This window comes from Streptomyces sp. NPDC090108 (assembly GCF_044747185.1).
Classification (GTDB): domain Bacteria; phylum Actinomycetota; class Actinomycetes; order Streptomycetales; family Streptomycetaceae; genus Streptomyces.
Window position 1 is genome coordinate 288396 of the sequence record NZ_JBIVDQ010000007.1, and the last position, 18788, is coordinate 307183.

18 protein-coding genes and 1 pseudogene are annotated in these 18788 nt (G+C 72.2%); 6 read left to right on the forward strand and 13 right to left on the reverse strand.

From position 1 onward, the window contains the following. Positions 1 to 13: 13 nt before the first annotated feature. Complete coding sequence (locus tag ACIPRD_RS25325; protein ID WP_356400227.1) at positions 14 to 220, forward strand: DUF1918 domain-containing protein; 207 nt, start codon at positions 14 to 16, stop codon at positions 218 to 220. Positions 221 to 231: 11 nt separating this feature from the next. On the opposite strand, the pseudogene ACIPRD_RS25330 reads toward ACIPRD_RS25325, so the two are convergent. Continuing rightward, a pseudogene (locus ACIPRD_RS25330) lies at positions 232 to 546 on the reverse strand (hypothetical protein); the annotation flags it as partial. Between the two features lie 313 nt (positions 547 to 859). On the opposite strand from ACIPRD_RS25330, the gene ACIPRD_RS25335 reads away from it, so the two are divergent. Beyond that, on the forward strand, positions 860 to 1837 hold the full coding sequence (locus ACIPRD_RS25335; RefSeq protein ID WP_401566161.1) for a hypothetical protein: 978 nt from the start codon (positions 860 to 862) through the stop codon (positions 1835 to 1837). 70 nt (positions 1838 to 1907) lie between these two features. Here ACIPRD_RS25335 and ACIPRD_RS25340 read toward each other — a convergent pair whose 3' ends face one another. Then, positions 1908 to 3224 (reverse strand): glycoside hydrolase family 10 protein, encoded by a 1317-nt coding sequence (locus ACIPRD_RS25340; RefSeq protein ID WP_401566164.1) that lies wholly within the window; start codon positions 3222 to 3224, stop codon positions 1908 to 1910. 169 nt (positions 3225 to 3393) lie between these two features. Between ACIPRD_RS25340 and ACIPRD_RS25345 the strand changes: the two genes are divergently transcribed. Next, positions 3394 to 4263 (forward strand): 3-hydroxybutyryl-CoA dehydrogenase, encoded by an 870-nt coding sequence (locus tag ACIPRD_RS25345; RefSeq protein WP_356400221.1) that lies wholly within the window; start codon positions 3394 to 3396, stop codon positions 4261 to 4263. A gap of 218 nt (positions 4264 to 4481) precedes the next feature. Beyond that, the gene (locus ACIPRD_RS25350; protein ID WP_356400219.1) at positions 4482 to 4739 is read left to right on the forward strand and encodes a hypothetical protein; all 258 of its coding nucleotides are present in this window, start codon (positions 4482 to 4484) and stop codon (positions 4737 to 4739) included. 12 nt (positions 4740 to 4751) lie between these two features. On the opposite strand, the gene ACIPRD_RS25355 is transcribed toward ACIPRD_RS25350, so the two are convergent. The 10 genes from ACIPRD_RS25355 to infC form a co-directional block, all read right to left on the reverse strand. Then, positions 4752 to 5288 carry an NUDIX hydrolase gene (locus tag ACIPRD_RS25355; RefSeq protein ID WP_356400217.1) on the reverse strand — a complete coding sequence of 179 codons (537 nt, stop codon included), beginning with the start codon at positions 5286 to 5288 and terminating at the stop codon, positions 4752 to 4754. 57 nt (positions 5289 to 5345) lie between these two features. Next, positions 5346 to 6704, reverse strand: a complete 1359-nt coding sequence (locus ACIPRD_RS25360) for a transcriptional regulator (RefSeq protein ID WP_356400215.1) — start codon at positions 6702 to 6704, stop codon at positions 5346 to 5348. 365 nt (positions 6705 to 7069) lie between these two features. Continuing rightward, complete coding sequence (locus ACIPRD_RS25365; protein ID WP_356400213.1) at positions 7070 to 8152, reverse strand: PP2C family protein-serine/threonine phosphatase; 1083 nt, start codon at positions 8150 to 8152, stop codon at positions 7070 to 7072. 346 nt (positions 8153 to 8498) lie between these two features. Next, on the reverse strand, positions 8499 to 11012 hold the full coding sequence (gene pheT, locus ACIPRD_RS25370) for a phenylalanine--tRNA ligase subunit beta (protein ID WP_401566169.1): 2514 nt from the start codon (positions 11010 to 11012) through the stop codon (positions 8499 to 8501). Continuing rightward, a complete protein-coding gene (gene pheS, locus ACIPRD_RS25375) occupies positions 11012 to 12133 on the reverse strand; it encodes a phenylalanine--tRNA ligase subunit alpha (RefSeq protein ID WP_356400209.1) in 1122 nt (373 codons plus the stop codon). Before pheS ends, pheT begins: the two co-directional genes overlap by 1 nt. A gap of 129 nt (positions 12134 to 12262) precedes the next feature. Next, a complete protein-coding gene (locus ACIPRD_RS25380; RefSeq protein ID WP_356400207.1) occupies positions 12263 to 13411 on the reverse strand; it encodes an ATP-binding protein in 1149 nt (382 codons plus the stop codon). Between the two features lie 50 nt (positions 13412 to 13461). Then, positions 13462 to 14322 (reverse strand): RNA methyltransferase, encoded by an 861-nt coding sequence (locus ACIPRD_RS25385; RefSeq protein WP_356400205.1) that lies wholly within the window; start codon positions 14320 to 14322, stop codon positions 13462 to 13464. A 176-nt stretch (positions 14323 to 14498) separates the two neighbouring features. Further along, a complete protein-coding gene (rplT, locus tag ACIPRD_RS25390; protein ID WP_356400203.1) occupies positions 14499 to 14882 on the reverse strand; it encodes a 50S ribosomal protein L20 in 384 nt (127 codons plus the stop codon). 108 nt (positions 14883 to 14990) lie between these two features. Beyond that, positions 14991 to 15185 carry a 50S ribosomal protein L35 gene (gene rpmI / locus ACIPRD_RS25395; protein ID WP_018549118.1) on the reverse strand — a complete coding sequence of 65 codons (195 nt, stop codon included), beginning with the start codon at positions 15183 to 15185 and terminating at the stop codon, positions 14991 to 14993. 112 nt (positions 15186 to 15297) lie between these two features. Further along, positions 15298 to 15984: a translation initiation factor IF-3 gene (gene infC, locus ACIPRD_RS25400; protein WP_356400553.1), complete on the reverse strand. Its 687-nt coding sequence runs from the start codon at positions 15982 to 15984 to the stop codon at positions 15298 to 15300. Between the two features lie 385 nt (positions 15985 to 16369). Here infC and ACIPRD_RS25405 point away from each other — a divergent pair, with 385 nt between their 5' ends. Beyond that, positions 16370 to 16726 (forward strand): DUF1844 domain-containing protein, encoded by a 357-nt coding sequence (locus ACIPRD_RS25405; protein ID WP_356400201.1) that lies wholly within the window; start codon positions 16370 to 16372, stop codon positions 16724 to 16726. 33 nt (positions 16727 to 16759) lie between these two features. On the opposite strand, the gene ACIPRD_RS25410 is transcribed toward ACIPRD_RS25405, so the two are convergent. Beyond that, positions 16760 to 17491, reverse strand: a complete 732-nt coding sequence (locus ACIPRD_RS25410; RefSeq protein WP_401566173.1) for an SseB family protein — start codon at positions 17489 to 17491, stop codon at positions 16760 to 16762. A 198-nt stretch (positions 17492 to 17689) separates the two neighbouring features. Between ACIPRD_RS25410 and ACIPRD_RS25415 the strand changes: the two genes are divergently transcribed. Beyond that, positions 17690 to 18703 (forward strand): serine hydrolase, encoded by a 1014-nt coding sequence (locus tag ACIPRD_RS25415; RefSeq protein ID WP_401566176.1) that lies wholly within the window; start codon positions 17690 to 17692, stop codon positions 18701 to 18703. The last annotated feature ends 85 nt before the right edge of the window (positions 18704 to 18788 follow it).

Consider the following 18788-nt stretch of genomic DNA (forward strand, 5'->3'; position numbering starts at 1 on the left):
GAGGGCCTGAAAGATGCGCGCATCCAAGGGCGATCACCTTGTCCAGCACGGCAGGGTGGTAGGCCAGCACGACCAGGTCTCGGAAGTAGTCGAAGTGATGGGCACCGAGGGCAACCCGCCGTACCGCGTCCGCTTCGAGGACGGGCACGAGGCCGTGATGTCCCCCGGACCCGACTGCGAGGTCCGCCACGAGGACCACCATCAGGAAAACCGCTCATAACCGATCGCGGCTCAGCGCGGTGGCTCCGCCGGCTTGCCGTAGTGGCCGGCGACCACGCGCGCCATCGCCCCGACGGGGTCCTTCGCCACGTCCGCCGCGGCGAAGAACACATGCCCGCCCACCTGCGGGTACCCGGCGGCGAGGGTGAGGTGCCGGGACAGCTCGGCCGGGTCCTGCCAGGCCGCCGGCTGCCCGGCGGCCCCCGCCTTGTACAGCGCCTCCCCGATGTAGAGCCGCGTGCCGCTGCCCTTGGCCGCCGCCGCCCACCAGGCGAGGAGCTTCCTGTAGTCGGCGTCGGCGAAACCGATGTTCCAGTAGAGCTGCGGCCAGGCGGCGTAGCGCTACCTGGTGATTGCGGACAGCAGCATTAGCGACGTGAGCACACCGGCTTCGTTTGGATCAGCGCGCGGATCAGACGAAGATGCCCGCGATGTGGAGTCCGGCCCAAGCAGATGGTCGCGGTCTTCGCGTAACGGGTGGGTGCTCGCGGATCCCCCGGGAGGAGTACGCCTTGTCGGCCAGGATCACGTCGCCTGGCGGCGGGGCCTTCGCCTACGATCTCGTCAGCACGGGACCGCCGGGCCCCGGCGCGGGTGGGGACGACTGGGGGCGACAGTGGGCATACCCGGCTGGCACGGAATGTTCCGACGGCGTCGTGCGGACGAACTGGCGCTGATCGACGCCGACATCACGGCGTTCGGAGAAGAGCTCGCGCGCCATACCTTCGTCCCGACCAGACAGGACTCCGACGAGCTCGTCTTCGCGGACTACGAGCGTGCGCTGGACGCCTACGAACGGGCCAAGCGCGACTTCGTCGGCGATCGCGACCGCGAGGACGCCCAGGACGTTCTGCACGCCCTGGCAGAGGGCCGGCACGCCCTCGCCTGTGCCGAGGCACGGGCCGCGGGACGGCCGCTGCCAGCTCGCCGCCCGGTCCCGGGCCTGGCCCCGGCGCCCATGAACCGCACCGACCTCACCGCTCAGGCGTACAGCGCCGATCCGCGCCCCGCGCGGGGCGCGACCCCGCCGCCGGGGAAGGGCGCGCACTGGCGGCCCTACAAGATCTGGCCCCCCGGCACGCCCACGGGACAGCGCGCGGAGGCGACGGGATACCAGATGGTCGAGCTGGTGCGACCTGACCCCGAACAGCCGGCGCTCCTTGTGGTCCGGATGGACGCGGGAGGCTCCGCCCAGCTCCTTGGCCACGAGGGCATGCGGCACCTGATCAAGCGGGGCAGCAACGCGCGGCGGACGATCTTGCCACTCCCCGCGAACGGCTTCGGTACGGTTCGCGTCAAGGTGGCGGGGCACGGCCCCTGGCGCGTGTGGCTGCAGTCGCTCGACGAGCACGTACCGGTGCTGGAGTCGAAGCTGAACTCCCGTGGCCCGTACGTCTTCCGCTACCTGGGCGGACCGGCCACGATCCGGGCCACCCAGAACAACGGCGGAACGTTCTGGCTCGAAGAGCTGACGGACGACGGCGAGCCAGGGCAGCGGCTGATCGCCGGGAAAGGCACCTGCAACGGCAAGGGCAGGCTGAACGGACCGGCACTCATCCGTGTCCAGTCCAGCGCGGATTGGACAGTGACGCTCGCGCAAGGCATCTGGCGGAACTAAGAGCCAGTTCCGATTCAGGATGCCGACTCAAGATCTCTGAGGCCGCCCCGAAGGCGGCCTGCCCTTCAATTCATCGGGGCGCCCGCGCCGGCCGCTGGTAATGGTCGGCAACCACCCGGGCCATGGCCCCGATCCGGTCCACCGCTACCTCCTTGGCCGCGAAGAACACATGCCCCCGCACCTCTGGGTGCCCCTTGGCGAGGGTGAGGTGGCGGGACAGTTCGGCCGGGTCCTGCCACTCCGCGGGCCGTGCCGGGTCGCCCGCCTTGTAGAGGGCTTCCCCGATGTAGAGCTGCGTCCGAGAGCCCCTCGCGACCTCCGCCCACCAGGGCAGAAGAACGGCATAGTTAGCAGGAACCTGCTGGTCAAGCGGGTGTGCCGACCAATACAGCTGCGGGACGATGTAGTCGATCCAGTGCTCACGGACCCACTTGCGGGTGTCCGCGTGCAGGTCGTCGTACGTCTGCACGCCCGCCCGGGTGTCCGAGCCGCGGGCGTCGGTGGCGGCGTTGCGCCACACCCCGAAGGGGCTGATCCCGAACCGGGTGCCGGGCCGCGTCTTCCTGATGCCCGCCGCCATCTCCCTGACCAGCCTGTCGATGTTGTCGCGGCGCCAGGCGGCCCGGGTGGCGAAGGCGCCGCCGTAGCGGTCGTAGGCGGCGTCGTCGTCGAAGGTCTGGCCGGCGACCGGGTAGGGGTAGAAGTAGTCGTCGAAGTGGACGGCGTCCACGGGATAGCGGGCGACCGCGTCGAGCATGGCCCGCTGCACGAAGGCGCGGACCTCGGGCAGTCCCGGGTCGTAGTACAGCTTCCCGCCGTAGGTCACGACCCAGTCCGGATGCTTGCGGGCGGGGTGCGCGGGGGCCAGCCGGCCGGGGTCGGCGTGGTTGGCGATCCGGTACGGGTTGAACCAGGCGTGCAGCCGCAGGCCCCGGGCGTGGGCCTCACGGACCGCGGTGCCGAGCGGGTCCCAGCCGGGGCTTCGGCCCTGGGTGCCGGTGAGGCACTCGGACCAGGGCTCGTAGGGCGAGGGCCACAGGGCGTCCGCCGTGGGCCGCACCTGGAGGATCACCGTGTTGAGCCGGTCACGCACCGCCCGGTCGAGGAGGGCGGTGAGCTCCTTGCGCTGCGCGGTGGCGCCGAGGCCCGGCCGCGAGGGCCAGTCCCGGTTGCCGACGGCGGCGATCCACACCCCGCGCATCTGCGTCGTACCGCGCCGCGGAGGGTGCGGGGCGCGGGAGCCGAGGGGGTCCTGCGGGCCGTGCGGGCCGTGCGGGTCCTGCGGGGAGGCCTGTCCCGGCTCCAGGGGTGCCGCGGCCGCCGTGTGGGCCGTGGCCAGGGTCGTCAGGCCCGTCAGCGTGAACGCCCGCCGTGACATCCGCCTCATCCGCGCACCCCGCACGCTCCGGATCCGCGCCGTCACGGATCGTCTCGCGCATTAGGATGCCCTCCACCCGCCCGATCGATCATCGATACTTGGCGGTAACGTGCACGGACGGAGGCGGGCGCCGAACCCGGCAGTCCCGCCGAGCCGGAGAACCAGCGAAGGGAACGATGTGACGGGCAGCACGGACATTGCGCGCGTCGGAGTCGTCGGCTGTGGTCAGATGGGCGCGGGCATCGCCGAGGTGTGCGCCCGTGCGGGACTGGACGTGAAGGTCGCCGAGACCACCGGCGAGGCTCTGGAGATCGGCCGTACCCGGCTGTTCAACTCCCTGGCCAAGGCCGCCGAGCGCGGCAAGATCAGCGAGGAGGAGCGGGACTCCTCGCTGACGCGGCTGAGCTTCACCACCGACCTCGGCGAGTTCGCCGACCGCGACCTGGTCATCGAGGCCGTCGTGGAGAACGAGCAGGTGAAGACCGAGATCTTCCAGGTGCTCGACCAGGTGGTGACCCGCCCGGACGCGATCCTCGCCTCCAACACCTCCTCCATCCCGCTGGTGAAGCTGGCGGTCACCACCTCGCGCCCCGACCACGTCGTCGGCATCCACTTCTTCAACCCGGCCCCGGTGCAGAACCTGGTCGAGCTGATCCCGGCGCTCACCACCTCCGAGGGCACCCTCAGCCGCGCGCAGATCTTCGCCGAGAAGGTGCTGGGCAAGCACGCCATCCGCGCCCAGGACCGCTCCGGGTTCGTCGTCAACGCGCTGCTGGTGCCCTACCTGCTGTCCGCGATCCGCATGTTCGAGTCGGGCATCGCGAGCCGCGAGGACATCGACAACGGCATGGAGATGGGCTGCGCCCACCCGATGGGCCCGCTGCGGCTGTCGGACCTGATCGGCCTGGACACGATCGTCTCCATCGCGAACTCGATGTACACCGAGTACAAGGAGCCGCTGTACGCCGCTCCCCCGCTGCTCCAGCGCATGGTGGAGGCGGGCCGCCTGGGCCGCAAGACCGGCTCCGGGTTCTACAACTACGGCTGACACCAGGCGTCCTCGGGCGCGGCGACTACCGGCTGCGACCACCGCGGGCCCGGCACCGGACTTCGGTGCCGGGCCCGCGCGTTTCACACACCGTGTGCGCGCCGGGCACGCATATGCCGCTCGCACACGCTCCCCACGCGCCCACCAGGCGAGTTGACTCTTCATGCGCATGCAAGGGATGCGGAACCCGTGCATCCGACCACGGAAAGGAGTGGACCGTGACCATCGACCCGGAGCATCCCGTGGTTCACGGAGAACTCGCAGAGTTACGCCGCCGCCTCGACGTCGCCTACGCGCGTGTCGAGGGAGGGCTGGCCCTGCTCAGCCATCGCACCGAGGAGAGCGCCAAGGAACTGGACGAGCTGAACTCCCGTATGACTTCCCTGGAGCACGCACGCTGGCCGCTCCCCTCGGTCGCCGCGCTCACCGCCCTCGGAGCACTCGCCGTCGCCGTCTGGCAGGCCCTGGCCCACTAGCGAAGGACGGGTTCAGCCCTCCGCGAGCCTGAGGTGGTGCAGCAGGAGCAACGCGGCCGCCATGTTGGCGGCCGGGACCTCCCCGCGGGCGATCAGATCGGGGACGACTTTGAGCGGGACCCATTCCCGGCGGTCCGACTCGAAGTCGTCCACGGGGTGACCGGTGTACTCGCCGCGGTCGGACCAGTAGATGTGGTGCCGGGCGTCGGTGAGGCCGTTGGACGGCTCCACCGTCATCAGGTGCTTCAGCGGTCCCGGCCGCCAGCCGGTCTCCTCCTCCAGTTCCCTGGCGGCCGCGCCCGCGATGTCCTCGCCGTCCTCCACGACCCCCGCGGCCAGTTCCCAGCCCCAGCTGTCCGTGATGAACCGGTGGCGCCACAGGAGCAGGACCTCGTCCGACTCGTTGACGACCGTGGCGACGGCGACGGGCCGCAACCGGATGACGAAGTGGTCGAGATGCCGGCCGTCCGGCAGCTCGACATCCGCGAGATTGACGCTGAACCAGCGGTTTGCATACACATTTTGTTCGTTCTGTTTCGTCCACTGCACGGTTCTGCCACCTTCCGCTGAGTAAGGGGCAATATCGCAGCAGGGACTTCTTCGGGCCTACAGGGCGCGTGGCCCTTGCAGGGGCACGCGCAGCGCCCCGTCGATGAGTTCGGCGGCCTCGGCGGTGCCCGCCGAGCCGCAGCGCGTCAGGTGTTCGCGTACGGCGCGGAGTCTGTCCCGCAGCCGCTGGGACTCCATCCCCCGCGCCTGCTCGGCCATCTGGACGGCGATGGCCACCGCGTTCTCCGCGTTGCCCTGGCGCAGTTCGATCGTGCTGAGCATGGCGAGCCGGTGCACCCGGCCCCGGTCGTGCGCGGGGTTGTCCACCGCCGCCGCCGCGTGCTCCCGGGCCGCCGCGAGCTCCCCGAGGCTGAGCAGCGCCTCGGCCACCTGGACGTTGACCAGGCCCGGCTGGACGTAGCCGGTCTCGTCGGGCTCGTGCCCGCGCCGGATGTGTTCGGCGGCCGTCTCGGCACGCCGGATGCAGGACAGCGCGCTCCCCGAATCGCCGAGATGGGCGTACGCCTTGGCCTGCATCGCGTACAGATCCGAGGCGAGGGCGGGGGTGATGTGCCGGCCGGCGGTGCGCAGCGCGGCCTCGGCGAAGGCGACCGCCTGCCGGTACTCCCGCATGAACAGCGACTGGTTGACCAACAGGGCTATGACGTAGGCGCCGAGCCCCTGGTCCCCGCTGGCCTTCGCCAGCCGCAGCGCCTGGTGGAAGTAGCGCTGGGCGAGGCCGTGCGCGTCGGAGTCGTAGGCGCAGATCCCGGCGATCGCCACCAACCCGCCTGTCGCGCGGTGCAGTTGACGGCCGGTGGCGTCGGTGTAGCCGCCGCGCAGCAGGGGCGCGGCCTCGGTGTTGAGGAAGCCGACGATCCGGGTGCGGGTCGCGATGCCGCCGGCCTTGCGGTACAGCTGCTCATAGTGGGCGCGGGCGCTGCGCAGCATCTCGATGTCGGCCGGGGTGACGCGGTTCTGGCCGCCGCGCGAGACGTCCACGTCCTCGGGCGGGTTCTCCCACTCCCACACCGGCATCACGGCGGGCGTGCCGGTCACCGCCGGGGCGCCGAGCACATGCGGCCGCTGCTGTTCGTCGGAGCGCCACAGGGCGGTGGCCCGCTCGACGAAGCCGGACAGCGAACCGGCGTGCGCGGTGGCCGGTTCGCCGGGCACTCCGAGGCCGATGTCGTCCAGGGTGACGGGCCGTTGGAGGCGCGCGGCGAGCACTTCGCAGATCAGGTCGGGCACCTGGCCGCGCGGCCGCTGGCCCTTCAGCCAGCGTGCCACGGCGGTGTGTTCGTACCGGAGCGCGAGGCCCCGTCTCCGGCCCGCCTGGTTGACGTGGGCCGCGAGACCGGCGTGCGAGACACCCGCCTCGTCCAGGATCGCGTCGAGCAGAGTGTTCGGCTGCATGGGTCGCCCCCGAGTGGCTTGGTGCCGCCAGCGTAGTGAATCCGCGTTCACACGGGGTGTGAACGGAACACGCGCATCCGGAGCGTGTGCGCACTGTCGCGGAACGTCGCGTGCCGGTTGACTGAGGTGCCTCGCAAGAGGACGGCCAGGCCGCCGGCTCCCCCTCCTACAGCGGTGGCCTGGCCGGATACGACCTCCCGGGGCGCCTCGTCCGGGTGCGGCCCGCAGGCGCACCCCTGCACCGCATACCCCGGCCGCACGCGCCCCGGGAGGTCGTGAAGGCGCACTCAAGTCGACCCACGACCGCCGTAGTTGCGAGGCGAGAGGTGTCCGGGAAGCGGTCGGCGGTACCACTGCCGGTGCGGCTAACGGTGCGTCGTGGACCGGGGGCCGGCGGGCGCCGGGCCGGCCGGTGCCACCTCGCCGGGGGCGTCGTCCCGTTCCTCCGGCGCCTGGGCCTGCCGACGCCCGTTGCGCAGGACCAGTACGGCGATGTCGTCCGTGGGGCGGCCGCCGATGTGGGCCGAGAGCGCCCCGAACACCGCCCGGAGCACGGCCTGCGGGGTGACCGGATGTCCGCGCACGATCTCCCGCAGCGCCGCCGCCAGCGGGAAGAACCGCCCTCTGGCGTCCCTCGCGTCCTCCGCGCCGTCCGTGAACAGGACCAGGGAGTCCCCGGGCAGCAGACGGCCGCACGACTGGGGTCCCAGGTCGGACGGCAGCGGGAACGGGCCCAGGGGCGGGAGGGGTTCGGCGGTGCTCAGCGGCTCCACGCGAGTGCCGCTGAGCAGATACGGCCAGGGATGCCCGCAGTTGAGCGCGCGCACCTCGCCGTCGCGGCCGATCTCCAGAAGCAGGACGGTGACGAACTCCTCGGCCACCGGCGGTCCGGGCTCCTCCCCGCTCGACGGGTGGTCGGCGCGCGAGCGCTCCCGCAGATGGCGGGCGTGGGCCCGCTCCAACCGGCCCAGGACGGCGCCGAGTTCGGACTCGTCGTGGGCGGCCTCCCGGAAGCTGCCCAGGACCGCGGCGACCGTGCCGAGAGCGGCGATCCCATGGCCGCGCACATCGCCGATGACCACCCGGACCCCGTGCTCGGTGGCCACGGCCTCGTACAGATCGCCGCCGATGCTCGCGCCCCGGTCGGCCGACAACTGGGCGGCGGCCAGGTGCAGTCCGTCGAGGCGGGGCGGCAGGGGCCGCAGCAGCACACGCTGGGCGGCGCCCGCGACTCTGCGGGCCTGCCGGAGTTCCCGCAGCAGGGTGCGGTGGGCATGGCACAGGAGACCGGCGCCGACCGCGAAGAACACCGTGCTGGTGACGACTCGCGCGCCGAGGCCGTTCTGCTGGGCGAGTGGACAGCCCGGGTAGGCGACGGCCACACCGCCCCAGATCAGGGGCAGTACGGCCCTGCGCGCGGTGGGTGTCTGTGCCGTGGTGCGGATCATGCCAGCGGTCCCCCAGACGGGCTCCGGCAAAGCAGACGGACCGGCCCCGAAAGGCCGGTCCGATTCTGTTCACACACGTGGCCGGAACGGGCCGGATCCCGTCCGACTCCCACTCAAACGAGTGATCCCTTGCGGGGCGGCCGCATTTATGCGGCGACCACCATCGGCGGACCGTCCGGAGCCCGGTTGCCCGCAGCACGGAGCCCGGAGCACCGGAGACCCGGAGCCCGCAGGCCTGGGGACCCGGAGCCCGCAGCCTGGAGACCCGGAGCCGTGCCGTGCCGGAGAAGCCGTGCGGCCGGCCACGGAGAACCGTGACCGGCCGACAGCGGGAACCCGGCGGTGATCAGCCGCGGAGCGCGGCCCCGGTGCGCTCGCCCGCGAGGGCGACCGCCGCGTCCCGGGCGGCCGAGGCCTCGTCCACGGTCAGCGTCCGGTCCGCCGCGCGGAAGCGCAGCGCGTACGCCAGCGACTTCTTGCCCTCACCGAGCTGAGCGGCGTTCTCGTACACGTCGAACAGCCGGATGGACTCCAGCAGTTCACCGGCGCCCTCACGCAGCGCGGCCTCGACCTCGACGGCCGCGACCGGCTTGTCCACCACGAGGGCGACGTCCTGCGTGGCGACCGGGAAGGACGAGATGCCCGGCGCCTGGGGGGTGTCGTCGCCCGCGGCCTCCAGGGCGTCCAGGTCCAGCTCCATCGCGCAGGTGCGGTCGGGCAGGCTCAGGGCCTTGACGACCCGCGGGTGCAGCTCGCCGGCGTGGCCGACGACCTTCTCCGTACCGTCCACGACGACCGCGAACTCGGCGCAGCGGCCCGGGTGCCAGGGGCCGTACCGGCCCTTGCGCACGATCAGGTCGGCACCGGTCTCACGCGCGACGGCACGCGCCGCCTCGATCGCGTCGGCCCAGTCGGCCGGACGGCCCTTGCCCCACCAGCCGGCCTGTTCGCGGGCGCCCGCGAGGACGGCGGCGACATGGCGCGGCTGCACAGGCAGCGCGGCGTTCAGCTCGGCGATCTCCGCCTCGGTGGGACGGCGGTCGACCGAGAGGTGACCGCCGGCGCGCCGGTCCTCGCGGGGCTGGAAGACCAGGCCCGTCTCGAAGAGGGCCAGGTCGTGCGAGCCGCGGCCGTCGTTGCGCCGCAGCGCGGCGAGCAGGCCCGGCAGCAGCGTGGTGCGGAGCGCGGGCTCCTCGTCGTTCAGCGGGTTGGCCAGCTTGACGACGCGGCGGGCCGGGTCGTCCTTGTCCAGGCCGAGCTGGTCGAAGACCTGCTCCCCGACGAACGGGTAGCTCGGCGCCTCGATGAAGCCGGTGCCGGCCAGCGCCCGGCCCACCCGGCGGTGCAGCCGCTGACGGTGGGTCAGACCGCGGCCCGAGGGGAGCTTGGGCAGCGTGGAGGGCAGGTTCTCGTAGCCCTCCAGCCGGATGACCTCTTCGGCGAGGTCGTTCGGCTCGGTCAGGTCGGGCCGCCAGGACGGGACGGTGACCGTCAGCTCGTCCTGGCCGATGACGTCGCAGCCGATCTCCTGGAGGCGGCGGACGACGGTCTCACGGCCGTAGGCGACGCCCGCGACGGTGTCCGGGTGCGTCGCCGGCATGTGGACCGTGCGCGGCGCGGAGGCCGCGACGACCTCGGTGACGCCGGCCTCGGCGGTGCCGCCCGCGAGCAGGACCAGCAGGTCCACGGTGCGCTGCGCGGCCGCGGCGGCGGCCTGCGGGTCGACGCCGCGCTCGAAGCGGCGGGAGGCCTCGGAGGACAGCTTGTGACGGCGGGCCGTCCGCGCGATCGACACGGCGTCGAAGTGCGCCGCCTCGATGACGACGCCGGTCGTGGCGTTCGCCTCGTCCTCGTGGTCGGCGATCTCCGTGTCGGCGCCGCCCATCACGCCGGCGAGGCCGATGGGGCCGCGCTCGTCGGTGATGACCAGGTCCTCGGCGTGCAGCTTCCGCTCGACGCCGTCGAGGGTGACGAGCTTCTCGCCCTCCGCGGCCCGGCGCACGCCGATGGTGCCCTCGACCAGCCCGCGGTCGTAGGCGTGCAGGGGCTGGCCCAGCTCCATCATCACGTAGTTGGTGACGTCGACGGCGAGCGAGATCGGACGCATGCCGACCTTCTGCAGCCGGCGCTGGAGCCAGATCGGGGAGCGGGCCTCGGGGCTCAGACCGGTGACGGTGCGCGCGGTGAAGCGGTCGCAGCCGACGGGGTCGGAGACCTGGACCGGGTAGCCGAAGGCGTTCGGGGCCGGTACGTCGATCAGGGCCGGGTCGCGCAGCGGGAGGCCGTAGGCGATGGCCACCTCGCGGGCGACGCCGCGGATGGACAGGCAGTCGCCGCGGTTGGCGGTGACGGCGATGTCCAGGACCTCGTCGACCAGTTCCAGCAGCTCGATGGCGTCGCGGCCGGCCTCGGTCTCCTGCGGCAGCACGATGATGCCGTGGCTGCCGTCGTCGCCCATGCCCAGCTCGTCGCCGGAGCAGATCATGCCGTGGGAGGTCCTGCCGTACGTCTTGCGCGCGGCGATCGCGAAGCCGCCGGGCAGCTCGGCGCCGGGCAGGACCACGACGACCTTGTCGCCGACGGCGAAGTTGCGGGCGCCGCAGACGATCTCCTGCGGCTCACCCGTGCCGTTGGCGGTGCCGACGTCCACCGTGCAGAAGCGGATCGGCTTCTTGAAGCCCTCCAGCTCCTCGATGGTCAGCACCTGTCCGACGACGAGCGGCCCCTTGAGGTCGGCGCCGAGCTGCTCGACGGTCTCGACCTCGAGGCCCGCCGAGACGAGCTTGGCCTGCACGTCGCGGCCGGTCTCGGTGGCGGGGAGATCGACGTACTCCCGCAGCCAGGAAAGCGGGACCCGCATCAGATCTCCATCCCGAACGGCCGGGTGAACCGGACGTCACCCTCGACCATGTCTCGCATGTCATCGACGTTGTGGCGGAACATCAGCATCCGCTCGATGCCGAAGCCGAAGGCGAACCCGCTGTACTTCTCCGGGTCGACGCCGCAGGCGGCCAGCACCTTGGGGTTGACCATGCCGCAGCCGCCCAGCTCGATCCAGCCCTCGCTGGAACAGGTGCGGCAGGGCCGGTCCGGGTTGCCGACGGACTCGCCGCGGCAGACGTAGCACTCCATGTCCATCTCGGCGGACGGCTCGGTGAAGGGGAAGAAGTTCGGCCGCAGCCGGGTCTTCACGCCCTCGCCGAACAGCGACTGGACCATGTGGTCCAGGGTGCCCTTGAGGTCGGCCATGGTCAGGCCCTCGTCCACGGCCAGCAGCTCGACCTGGTGGAAGACCGGGGTGTGCGTGGCGTCCAGCTCGTCGGTGCGGTACACACGGCCGGGGCAGACCACGTAGACCGGCAGCTCGCGGCTCAGCAGGGAGCGGATCTGGACCGGCGAGGTGTGGGTGCGCATGACGACACCGGACTCGGCCTCGCCGTCGGCGCCGGCGACGAAGAAGGTGTCCTGCTCGCCGCGGGCCGGGTGGTCCGGGCCGATGTTGAGGGCGTCGAAGTTGAACCACTCGGCCTCGACCTCGGGGCCCTCGGCGACCTCGTAGCCCATGGCCACGAAGACGTCCTCGATGCGCTCCGAGAGCGTGGTGAGCGGGTGCCGGGCGCCGGCCGGGACGCGGTCGTACGGCAGGGTGACGTCGACGTCCTCCTCCACCAGCACGCGGGTGTCCCGCTCGGCCTCCAGCTCCGTCTGGCGCGCGGCCAGGCCCTTGTTCACGGCGCCGCGGGCCATGCCGACACGCTTGCCGGCGTCCGCCTTGGCGTGCGGGGGCAGGGCGCCGATCTCGCGGTTGGCCAGCGACAGCGGGGAGGCGGGGCCGGTGTGGGCGACCTTGGCCTCGTGCAGCGCGTCCAGGGAGTCCGCGGCCGCGAAGGCGGCGAGCGCCTCGTCCCGCATGCGCTCGATCTCTTCCGGTTTCAACGCCTCGACCTCTACAGGGTCGTACGACTTATTCGGTGCCGACATCTCTTCCCGTGCTTCCGATTGGCTGGCTGGAGGTCCCCGTCCGCGACTCGGAGGGCCGTGTGTGGGACACAAAGGTGCCAAAGGCCGAGTCTAACGGGGTTGGGATGGGCGAATGCGCCCGTGTGCGGCTCAGCTCAGATAAGCGGGCGCCGCCACGGGCAACGTAAATCGGAACTCGGCGCCGCCGCCCGCGGCGCGGCCGACCGTGATGGTGCCGCCGTGCGCCTCGACGATGCCCTTGACGATGTACAGCCCGAGACCGGTGCCGCCGCGCTTGCTGCCCCGCCAGAAGCGGGTGAAGACGCGGTTCATGGACTCCTCCGGAATGCCGGGCCCCTCGTCGCTCACCGTGACCGACGTGGCCGCGTGCTCGCCGTCCTCGCCCTCGCGGGGGGACGCCGAGGGCGTGACACCGATGGTGACGGTTCCCTCGCCGTGGCGCACCGCATTTTCCAGCAGGTTGCTCAGGACCTGGTCGACCTTGTCGGGGTCGGCCCACAGGTCGGGCAGCGGCTGCTCGATGCGCAGCAGGAAGCGGTCGGCGGGCTGTCCGGCGGCCACGTAGGCCTGGATGTGCCGTCCGACGGCGGCGCCGATGTCGACGGGCTGGCGGCGCAGTTCCAGGCGCCCGCTGTCGATCCGGGAGATGTCGAGCAGCTCGGCGATGAGCCGGGTGACGCGGTCGGCGTCGGCGTCCACGGTCTCCAGCATCAGCCGCTTCTGGTCGTCGGTGAAGCGCTCCCACTTGGCCAGCAGCGTGGCGGTGAAGCCCTTCACCGAGGTCAGCGGGGAGCGCAGCTCGTGGGCGACGGTGGCGATCAGCTCGGCGTGGCTGCGTTCGGTGCGGCGGCGGGCCTCGGTGTCGCGGAGGGTGACGACGACGCGCCGCACGGGCCCGAGGGGCTCGGCGCGCACGTACCGGGCGCTGGCGAGCACCTCACGGCCGCCGGGCAGGAGCAGGTTGCGCTCGGGCTGCCGTACCCGGATGGCGAGGCCGCCGTAGGGGTCGGTGAGCTGCCACCAGCGGCGGCCCTCCAGATCCTCCAGCGGCAGCGCCCTGTCCAGCGGCGCGCCGAGGGCGTCGGCGGCGGGGACGGCGGTGATGCGGGCGGCGGCGGCGTTGAAGCAGACCACGCGGCCGTGCTCGTCGGCGACGACGAGGCCGTCGGGCAGCTGGTCGGGGTCGAAGCCCAGGACGGTGGGGTCATCGCTGCGGGGCGCGGGTGCGCGGTGCGCGCCGCGCTCGTCCGGCACAGTGTTCGTGCCCACCACACTCATCCCCGTACCCCACCTCTCAGCCGGCGCAGGGCCCCGAGTCCGTCACCCTACTAGCTCGCGGTGACGGAGCGGCACCCTCCGGAGGCGCGCTGTGCACGCGCCGACGCGTAGAGACATACGGCGGCGGCGGTGGCGAGGTTCAGACTCTCGGCCTTCCCGTGGATGGGGACGCGCACGACGGCGTCGGCGAGGGCGCGGGTCTCCTCGGGCAGCCCCCACGCCTCGTTGCCGAACACCCAGGCGGTCGGGCCGCCCATGGTGTCCCGGTCCAGTTCCTCGTCGAGGTCGTGGTCGCCGGCCCCGTCGGCGGCGAGGATGCGCACGCCGGCCTTCTTCAGCTCGGCCACGGCGCGCTCGACGGGCACGCCCACGGCGACGGGGAGGTGGAAGTGGGAGCCGACGGAGGCGCGGACGGCCTTGGGGTTGTACAGGTCGACGGAGGCGTCGGTGAGGACGACGGCCTCGGCGCCGGCGGCGTCGGCGCAGCGCAGCACGGTACCGGCGTTGCCGGGGTCGCGGACGTTGGCGAGGACGGCGACGAGCTTCGGACGGGCCGCGAGGATGTCCTCGAACGGGGTGTCCAGGAACCTGCAGACGCCTACGAGGCCCTGCGGGGTGACGGTGGTGGAGATGTCGGCGATGACCTCTTCGGAGGCCAGGTGCACGCGGGCGCCGGCCTCACGTGCCGCGGCGACGATGTCGGCGTAGCGTTCCGCGGCCTCCACGGTGGAGAACAGTTCGACGAGGGTCGCCTGTCCGCCGCTCCGGTGGGCGGCGGCCTCCCGCACGGCCTGCGGCCCCTCGGCCAGGAACAGCCGGTCCTTGCCCCGGAAGTTCCGCTTGGCGAGGCGCCGGGCGGCGCTCACACGGGCGGAGCGGGGGGAGATCAGCTCGGGGCTGACGGGGGGCATCGAACGTCACCTCAACTTCTTCGCGCCATGGGCGCATGCCTTTTGTCGCCGCAGCGGTGATCGACGACGGCGGTCGTCGGCGGTGCCGAACCATCCTGCACCACACAACGCGAACGGACCCGCGGGCGAGAGCCCACGGGTCCGCTCGGTCACGTCGGCCCGAGGCCGGAGCGGTGTCAGGCAGCCTTGGGGGCGTTGACGTCCGCCGGCAGCGCCTTCTGCGCGGCCTCGACCAGCGCCGCGAAGGCGTTGGAGTCGTTGACGGCCAGCTCGGCGAGGATCTTGCGGTCCACCTCGATGTTGGCGGCCTTCAGACCCTGGATGAGGCGGTTGTACGTCATGCCGTTCTGGCGGGCCGCAGCGTTGATGCGCTGGATCCACAGCTGACGGAAGTCGCCCTTGCGCTTCTTGCGGTCGTTGTAGTTGTAGACCAGCGAGTGGGTGACCTGCTCCTTGGCCTTGCGGTACAGGCGCGAACGCTGACCGCGGTAGCCGGAGGCCGCCTCGAGGATCGCCCGGCGCTTCTTGTGGGCGTTGACTGCCCGCTTGACGCGTGCCACTTTTTAACTCCTTGTAGCGGGGCCGTGGAGTGGACTCAGACTCGCACGACCCGGAAATGTTTGGGTCCCGGTGAAGACGTACGGCGCCCGGTGGGAGCGCCGCTCACGTCACTTGCCGAGAAGCTTCTTGATCTTCGCGGCGTCGCCCGGGGCCATCTCGGCGGTGCCGGTGAGGCGGCGCGTCACGCGGGACGACTTGTGCTCGAGCAGGTGGCGCTTGCCGGCGCGCTCGCGGAGCACCTTGCCGGAGCCGGTGACCTTGAAGCGCTTGCTGGCACCGCTGTGCGACTTGTTCTTCGGCATAGCGCCGTTATCTCCTCGTCGGTGGCGCTCCGGTGCCCGGTCGTGAAACCGGGCACGGTGGAGCGTCGCTCTTGTATCGGTTAAATCCTCCGGGGACTCGCGCCCCCCGGGATCACGCCTCGGCGGAAGCCTCGGCAGGGGCCTCGGCAGACGCCTCGGCGGCCTCGGCTGCCTCGGGCTCCTCAGCGCTGTCCACGTCCGCGGCGTTCTGCGAGCGGCCGGGGTTGGCCTTCGCGTCCGCCTTGCGGGCTTCCTGCGCCTGACGGGCCTCGGCCATAGCCTCGGTCTTCTTCTTGTGCGGACCGAGGACCATGATCATGTTCCGGCCGTCCTGCTTCGGGTTCGACTCGACGAAACCGAGGTCCTGGACATCCTCCGCGAGACGCTGCAGCAGTCGGTAGCCCAGCTCGGGGCGGGACTGCTCACGACCGCGGAACATGATCGTGATCTTGACCTTGTCGCCCTGCTTGAGGAACCGGACGACGTGACCCTTCTTGGTGTCATAGTCGTGCGGGTCGATCTTCGGCCGGAGCTTCATCTCCTTGATGACCGTGTGCGCCTGGTTCTTGCGCGCCTCACGGGCCTTCATGGCCGACTCGTACTTGAACTTCCCGTAGTCCATGAGCTTGCACACGGGCGGACGGGCGTTCGCCGCGACCTCGACCAGGTCCAGGTCGTACTCCTGCGCAAGCTCCAGTGCCTTGGCCAGCGGGACGATACCCACCTGCTCGCCACTGGGACCGACAAGTCGCACCTCGGGAACGCGAATCCGGTCGTTGATGCGGGGCTCGGCGCTGATGGATCCTCCTCGGTAAGCACCACGCGGCGGTCTGGCGGACAGCCGCGTAACGTCTGTGTTCGTAAGACCTAACCGCGCCGATGCACAAAAAATGCCCCGGACGATCACAGGCGGGTTCCTCGAACTACCGGAACACCGCCGCGATGGCCGCGGGGCGTACTCTCGGACGGATCGCTTCGCCTGAGGCGACGGATCCGTCTGACCGGTGACCCGCCGTCCGTGAGGACGGTCGGGTGGGAGCTCGAAGCCTCCACTTGTGGGCCGGGTCGCTCGCCGCAAGGCATGCGCGTCCGGCCGGTCGTCACACAAGGTTAGCAGCTCGGGCCGGGAAGGGCTAACCGAGGCCGACTGGGGCCCGGAGGGGCTGGGAGCCTATCGTGTGGGCATGAGTGAAACCCCTCCTGAGAACGCCGACTTCGACGCGATGACCCGCGACATCGCCGAGGTCCCCGCCGTCGAGGTGATCGTGACGGTCGCCGTCAATCTGATGAGCGCCGCCGCCGTGAAGCTCGGGCTGAGCGAGGAGGGCGAGAAGTACAAGGACCTGGACGAGGCCCGCAAGCTGATCACCGCGCTCGCCGGTCTGCTGGACGCGAGCACGACCGAGATCAGCTCGTTCCACGCGGCCCCGCTGCGCGACGGCCTGAAGTCCCTCCAGCTCGCCTTCCGCGAGGCCTCCCTGGTCCCGGACGAGCCGGGTCACGGACCGGGCGAGAAGTACACCGGCGCGGTCTACGGCTAGACCGTCCGCCCCCCGCGGACACCCGCGGCGGCTTCACCCCCGCACGAACAAGGGCTCGCCAGGAGGCGTGGTCCCGGCCGGCAGAAGTGCCAGGTCGAGGCCCCGCACCAGGCGGGCCCTCAGTGTTTCGTCGGCGGCCAGCCGGCCGGCGACCGCGCGGGCGGCCTCGGCGGGCGCGGCGGCCGGGTCGAGGACGAGGGCCAGGACCCCGTCGGCCGGTCCGGGACCGAGATGGGCGCGCAGCACGGCGGGCTCGGCGGCCACGGCGGCGCGTACGGCGTCCAGGACGGCCGGGTCGGTGAGCGGATCGGTGCTGGTGCGGCCCTCGGCGAGCGCGAGCAGCGCCGGACCGGTCAGCTCGAAGGGCACGGGTCCGGCCAGGTCCAGCACCACGGTGTCCGCCTTCTCGTGCGCCGCGGCCTGGAGCGCCTGGTGCAGCGGTACGGCGACGGGCCGGGCCTCGGGGTCCCAGCGGGCCAGCGACTCGCTGGAGGTGAAGGCGGGCAGGGCGACGCGGCCGGCGGCCTTCAGCGTGGGTACGGCCATGTCGCTCGTCTTCTCGCGGCGCAGGCCGTTCTCGTCCTCCTCGACCTCGCCCAGCACGGCGACGACGGGGACGAGCAGCCGGGCGCCCTTCAGCGCCTCCAGGACGGGGCCCAGGGCGCCGCGGTTCTCGGCCCAGGCGGCGAGCGCCGCGCTCAGCCGGGGGTCGGCGGAGCCGTCGTCGTCGGAGAAGCCGGGGTCGGGAATGTTCTTGTTCGCCACGGTCACCGAGCCTATAGGGGCGTGGGCGCCTGGCCCGCCGGGGGCAGCGGGTCCGGGGGCCGGGGACGGGAGGTCCTGCGGCTCCAGCGGTGCGTGCGCCTGTGCCGCGACGGCCCTCACGGGAATCTCAGGATTCCCTGACGCGGATCTCACGCGGGACCGACGGTACGCACAGCGGGCCCCCCGAGCATCGCGGGCATGGAGCCCTCCGCGTCCGCACCCCGCCACCGCCGTGCCCGTTCCGTCCTGCCCCGCCGCGCCGCCCGGCGGGGCGGCACCCGGCGCGGTCCCTCCCGGCGGCGCCCCGCCCTGCGTGCCGCGCTCGCCGTCGCCGCCGTGGGCGTGGTCGTGACCGGCGGCACGGTCTGCGTGAAGGCGTGGGCGCACTCCGGCGCGGGCGCCGTATCGTCGGCGGCGTCGCCGGCGGCCTCCTCCTCGGCCCCGGCACGTGAGGAGGCGGCGGTGGAACCCGTGTCGGAACCCGCGACGGTCAACCGGAGCGCGGCGCTGCGCGAGGCCGTGAGGTCGGTCCGGTTGCCCGCCGGGGCCGAGGTGTCGGCGGCGGTGCTCGACCTGGCCTCCGGCGACAGCGCGGTCTGCGGGGACGGGGCCTTCGACACGGCGAGCATCGTCAAGGTCGACATCCTGGCGGCGCTGCTGCTCCGCGCCCAGGACGCGGACCGGGAGCTGACGGCGGCCGAGCGGGCGTACGCCGCGAAGATGATCGAGAACAGTGACAACGCCTCCGCCACGGCCCTGTGGCACACGATCGGCCGGGCGGCGGGGCTGGACGCGGCGAACGAGCGGTTCGGGCTGACGGGGACCTCCGGCGGCGAGGACGGGCTGTGGGGGCTGACGCGGACCACCGCCGCGGATCAACTGACCCTGCTGCGGCAGGTGTTCGGGGAGAAGTCGCAGCTGAGTCCGGCGTCGCGGTCGTATGCGCGCACCTTGATGGAGTCCGTCGAGAGCGATCAGCGCTGGGGTGTCTCGGCCGCCGCCCCGGGGGGCTCGACGGCGCTGAAGAACGGGTGGCTGCCGCGGAGCACGACCGGGCTGTGGGTGGTGAACAGCATCGGACGTGTGACGGTGGACGGGCACGCGTACCTGGTGGCGGTGCTGTCGCGGGGGACCACGAGCCAGGCGGCCGGGATCACGCTGGTGGAGTCCACGGCGAAGGCGGCGGTGTCGGGGTTCGCTTCCGGGTCGTAGCCGGGGGCCGTGCGCGAGGCGTGGGCCGCGGGGCGTCGCGGGCCCGGGGAGGCCGGCGCGACACCCCGGGCACGAGTGCCGTGCC

Excerpts from the sequence above, each read along its gene's own strand:
- ACIPRD_RS25325 (WP_356400227.1), top strand. The coding sequence starts at position 14 with ATGCGCGCATCCAAGGGCGATCACCTTGTCCAGCACGGCAGGGTGGTA.
- ACIPRD_RS25335 (WP_401566161.1), top strand. The coding sequence starts at position 860 with ATGTTCCGACGGCGTCGTGCGGACGAACTGGCGCTGATCGACGCCGAC.
- ACIPRD_RS25340 (WP_401566164.1), bottom strand. The coding sequence starts at position 3,224 with ATGAGGCGGATGTCACGGCGGGCGTTCACGCTGACGGGCCTGACGACC.
- ACIPRD_RS25360 (WP_356400215.1), bottom strand. The coding sequence starts at position 6,704 with ATGCAGCCGAACACTCTGCTCGACGCGATCCTGGACGAGGCGGGTGTC.
- ACIPRD_RS25365 (WP_356400213.1), bottom strand. The coding sequence starts at position 8,152 with ATGATCCGCACCACGGCACAGACACCCACCGCGCGCAGGGCCGTACTG.
- pheT (WP_401566169.1), bottom strand. The coding sequence starts at position 11,012 with ATGCGGGTCCCGCTTTCCTGGCTGCGGGAGTACGTCGATCTCCCCGCC.
- pheS (WP_356400209.1), bottom strand. The coding sequence starts at position 12,133 with ATGTCGGCACCGAATAAGTCGTACGACCCTGTAGAGGTCGAGGCGTTG.
- ACIPRD_RS25380 (WP_356400207.1), bottom strand. The coding sequence starts at position 13,411 with ATGAGTGTGGTGGGCACGAACACTGTGCCGGACGAGCGCGGCGCGCAC.
- ACIPRD_RS25385 (WP_356400205.1), bottom strand. The coding sequence starts at position 14,322 with ATGCCCCCCGTCAGCCCCGAGCTGATCTCCCCCCGCTCCGCCCGTGTG.
- rpmI (WP_018549118.1), bottom strand. The coding sequence starts at position 15,185 with ATGCCGAAGAACAAGTCGCACAGCGGTGCCAGCAAGCGCTTCAAGGTC.
- ACIPRD_RS25405 (WP_356400201.1), top strand. The coding sequence starts at position 16,370 with ATGAGTGAAACCCCTCCTGAGAACGCCGACTTCGACGCGATGACCCGC.
- ACIPRD_RS25415 (WP_401566176.1), top strand. The coding sequence starts at position 17,690 with ATGGAGCCCTCCGCGTCCGCACCCCGCCACCGCCGTGCCCGTTCCGTC.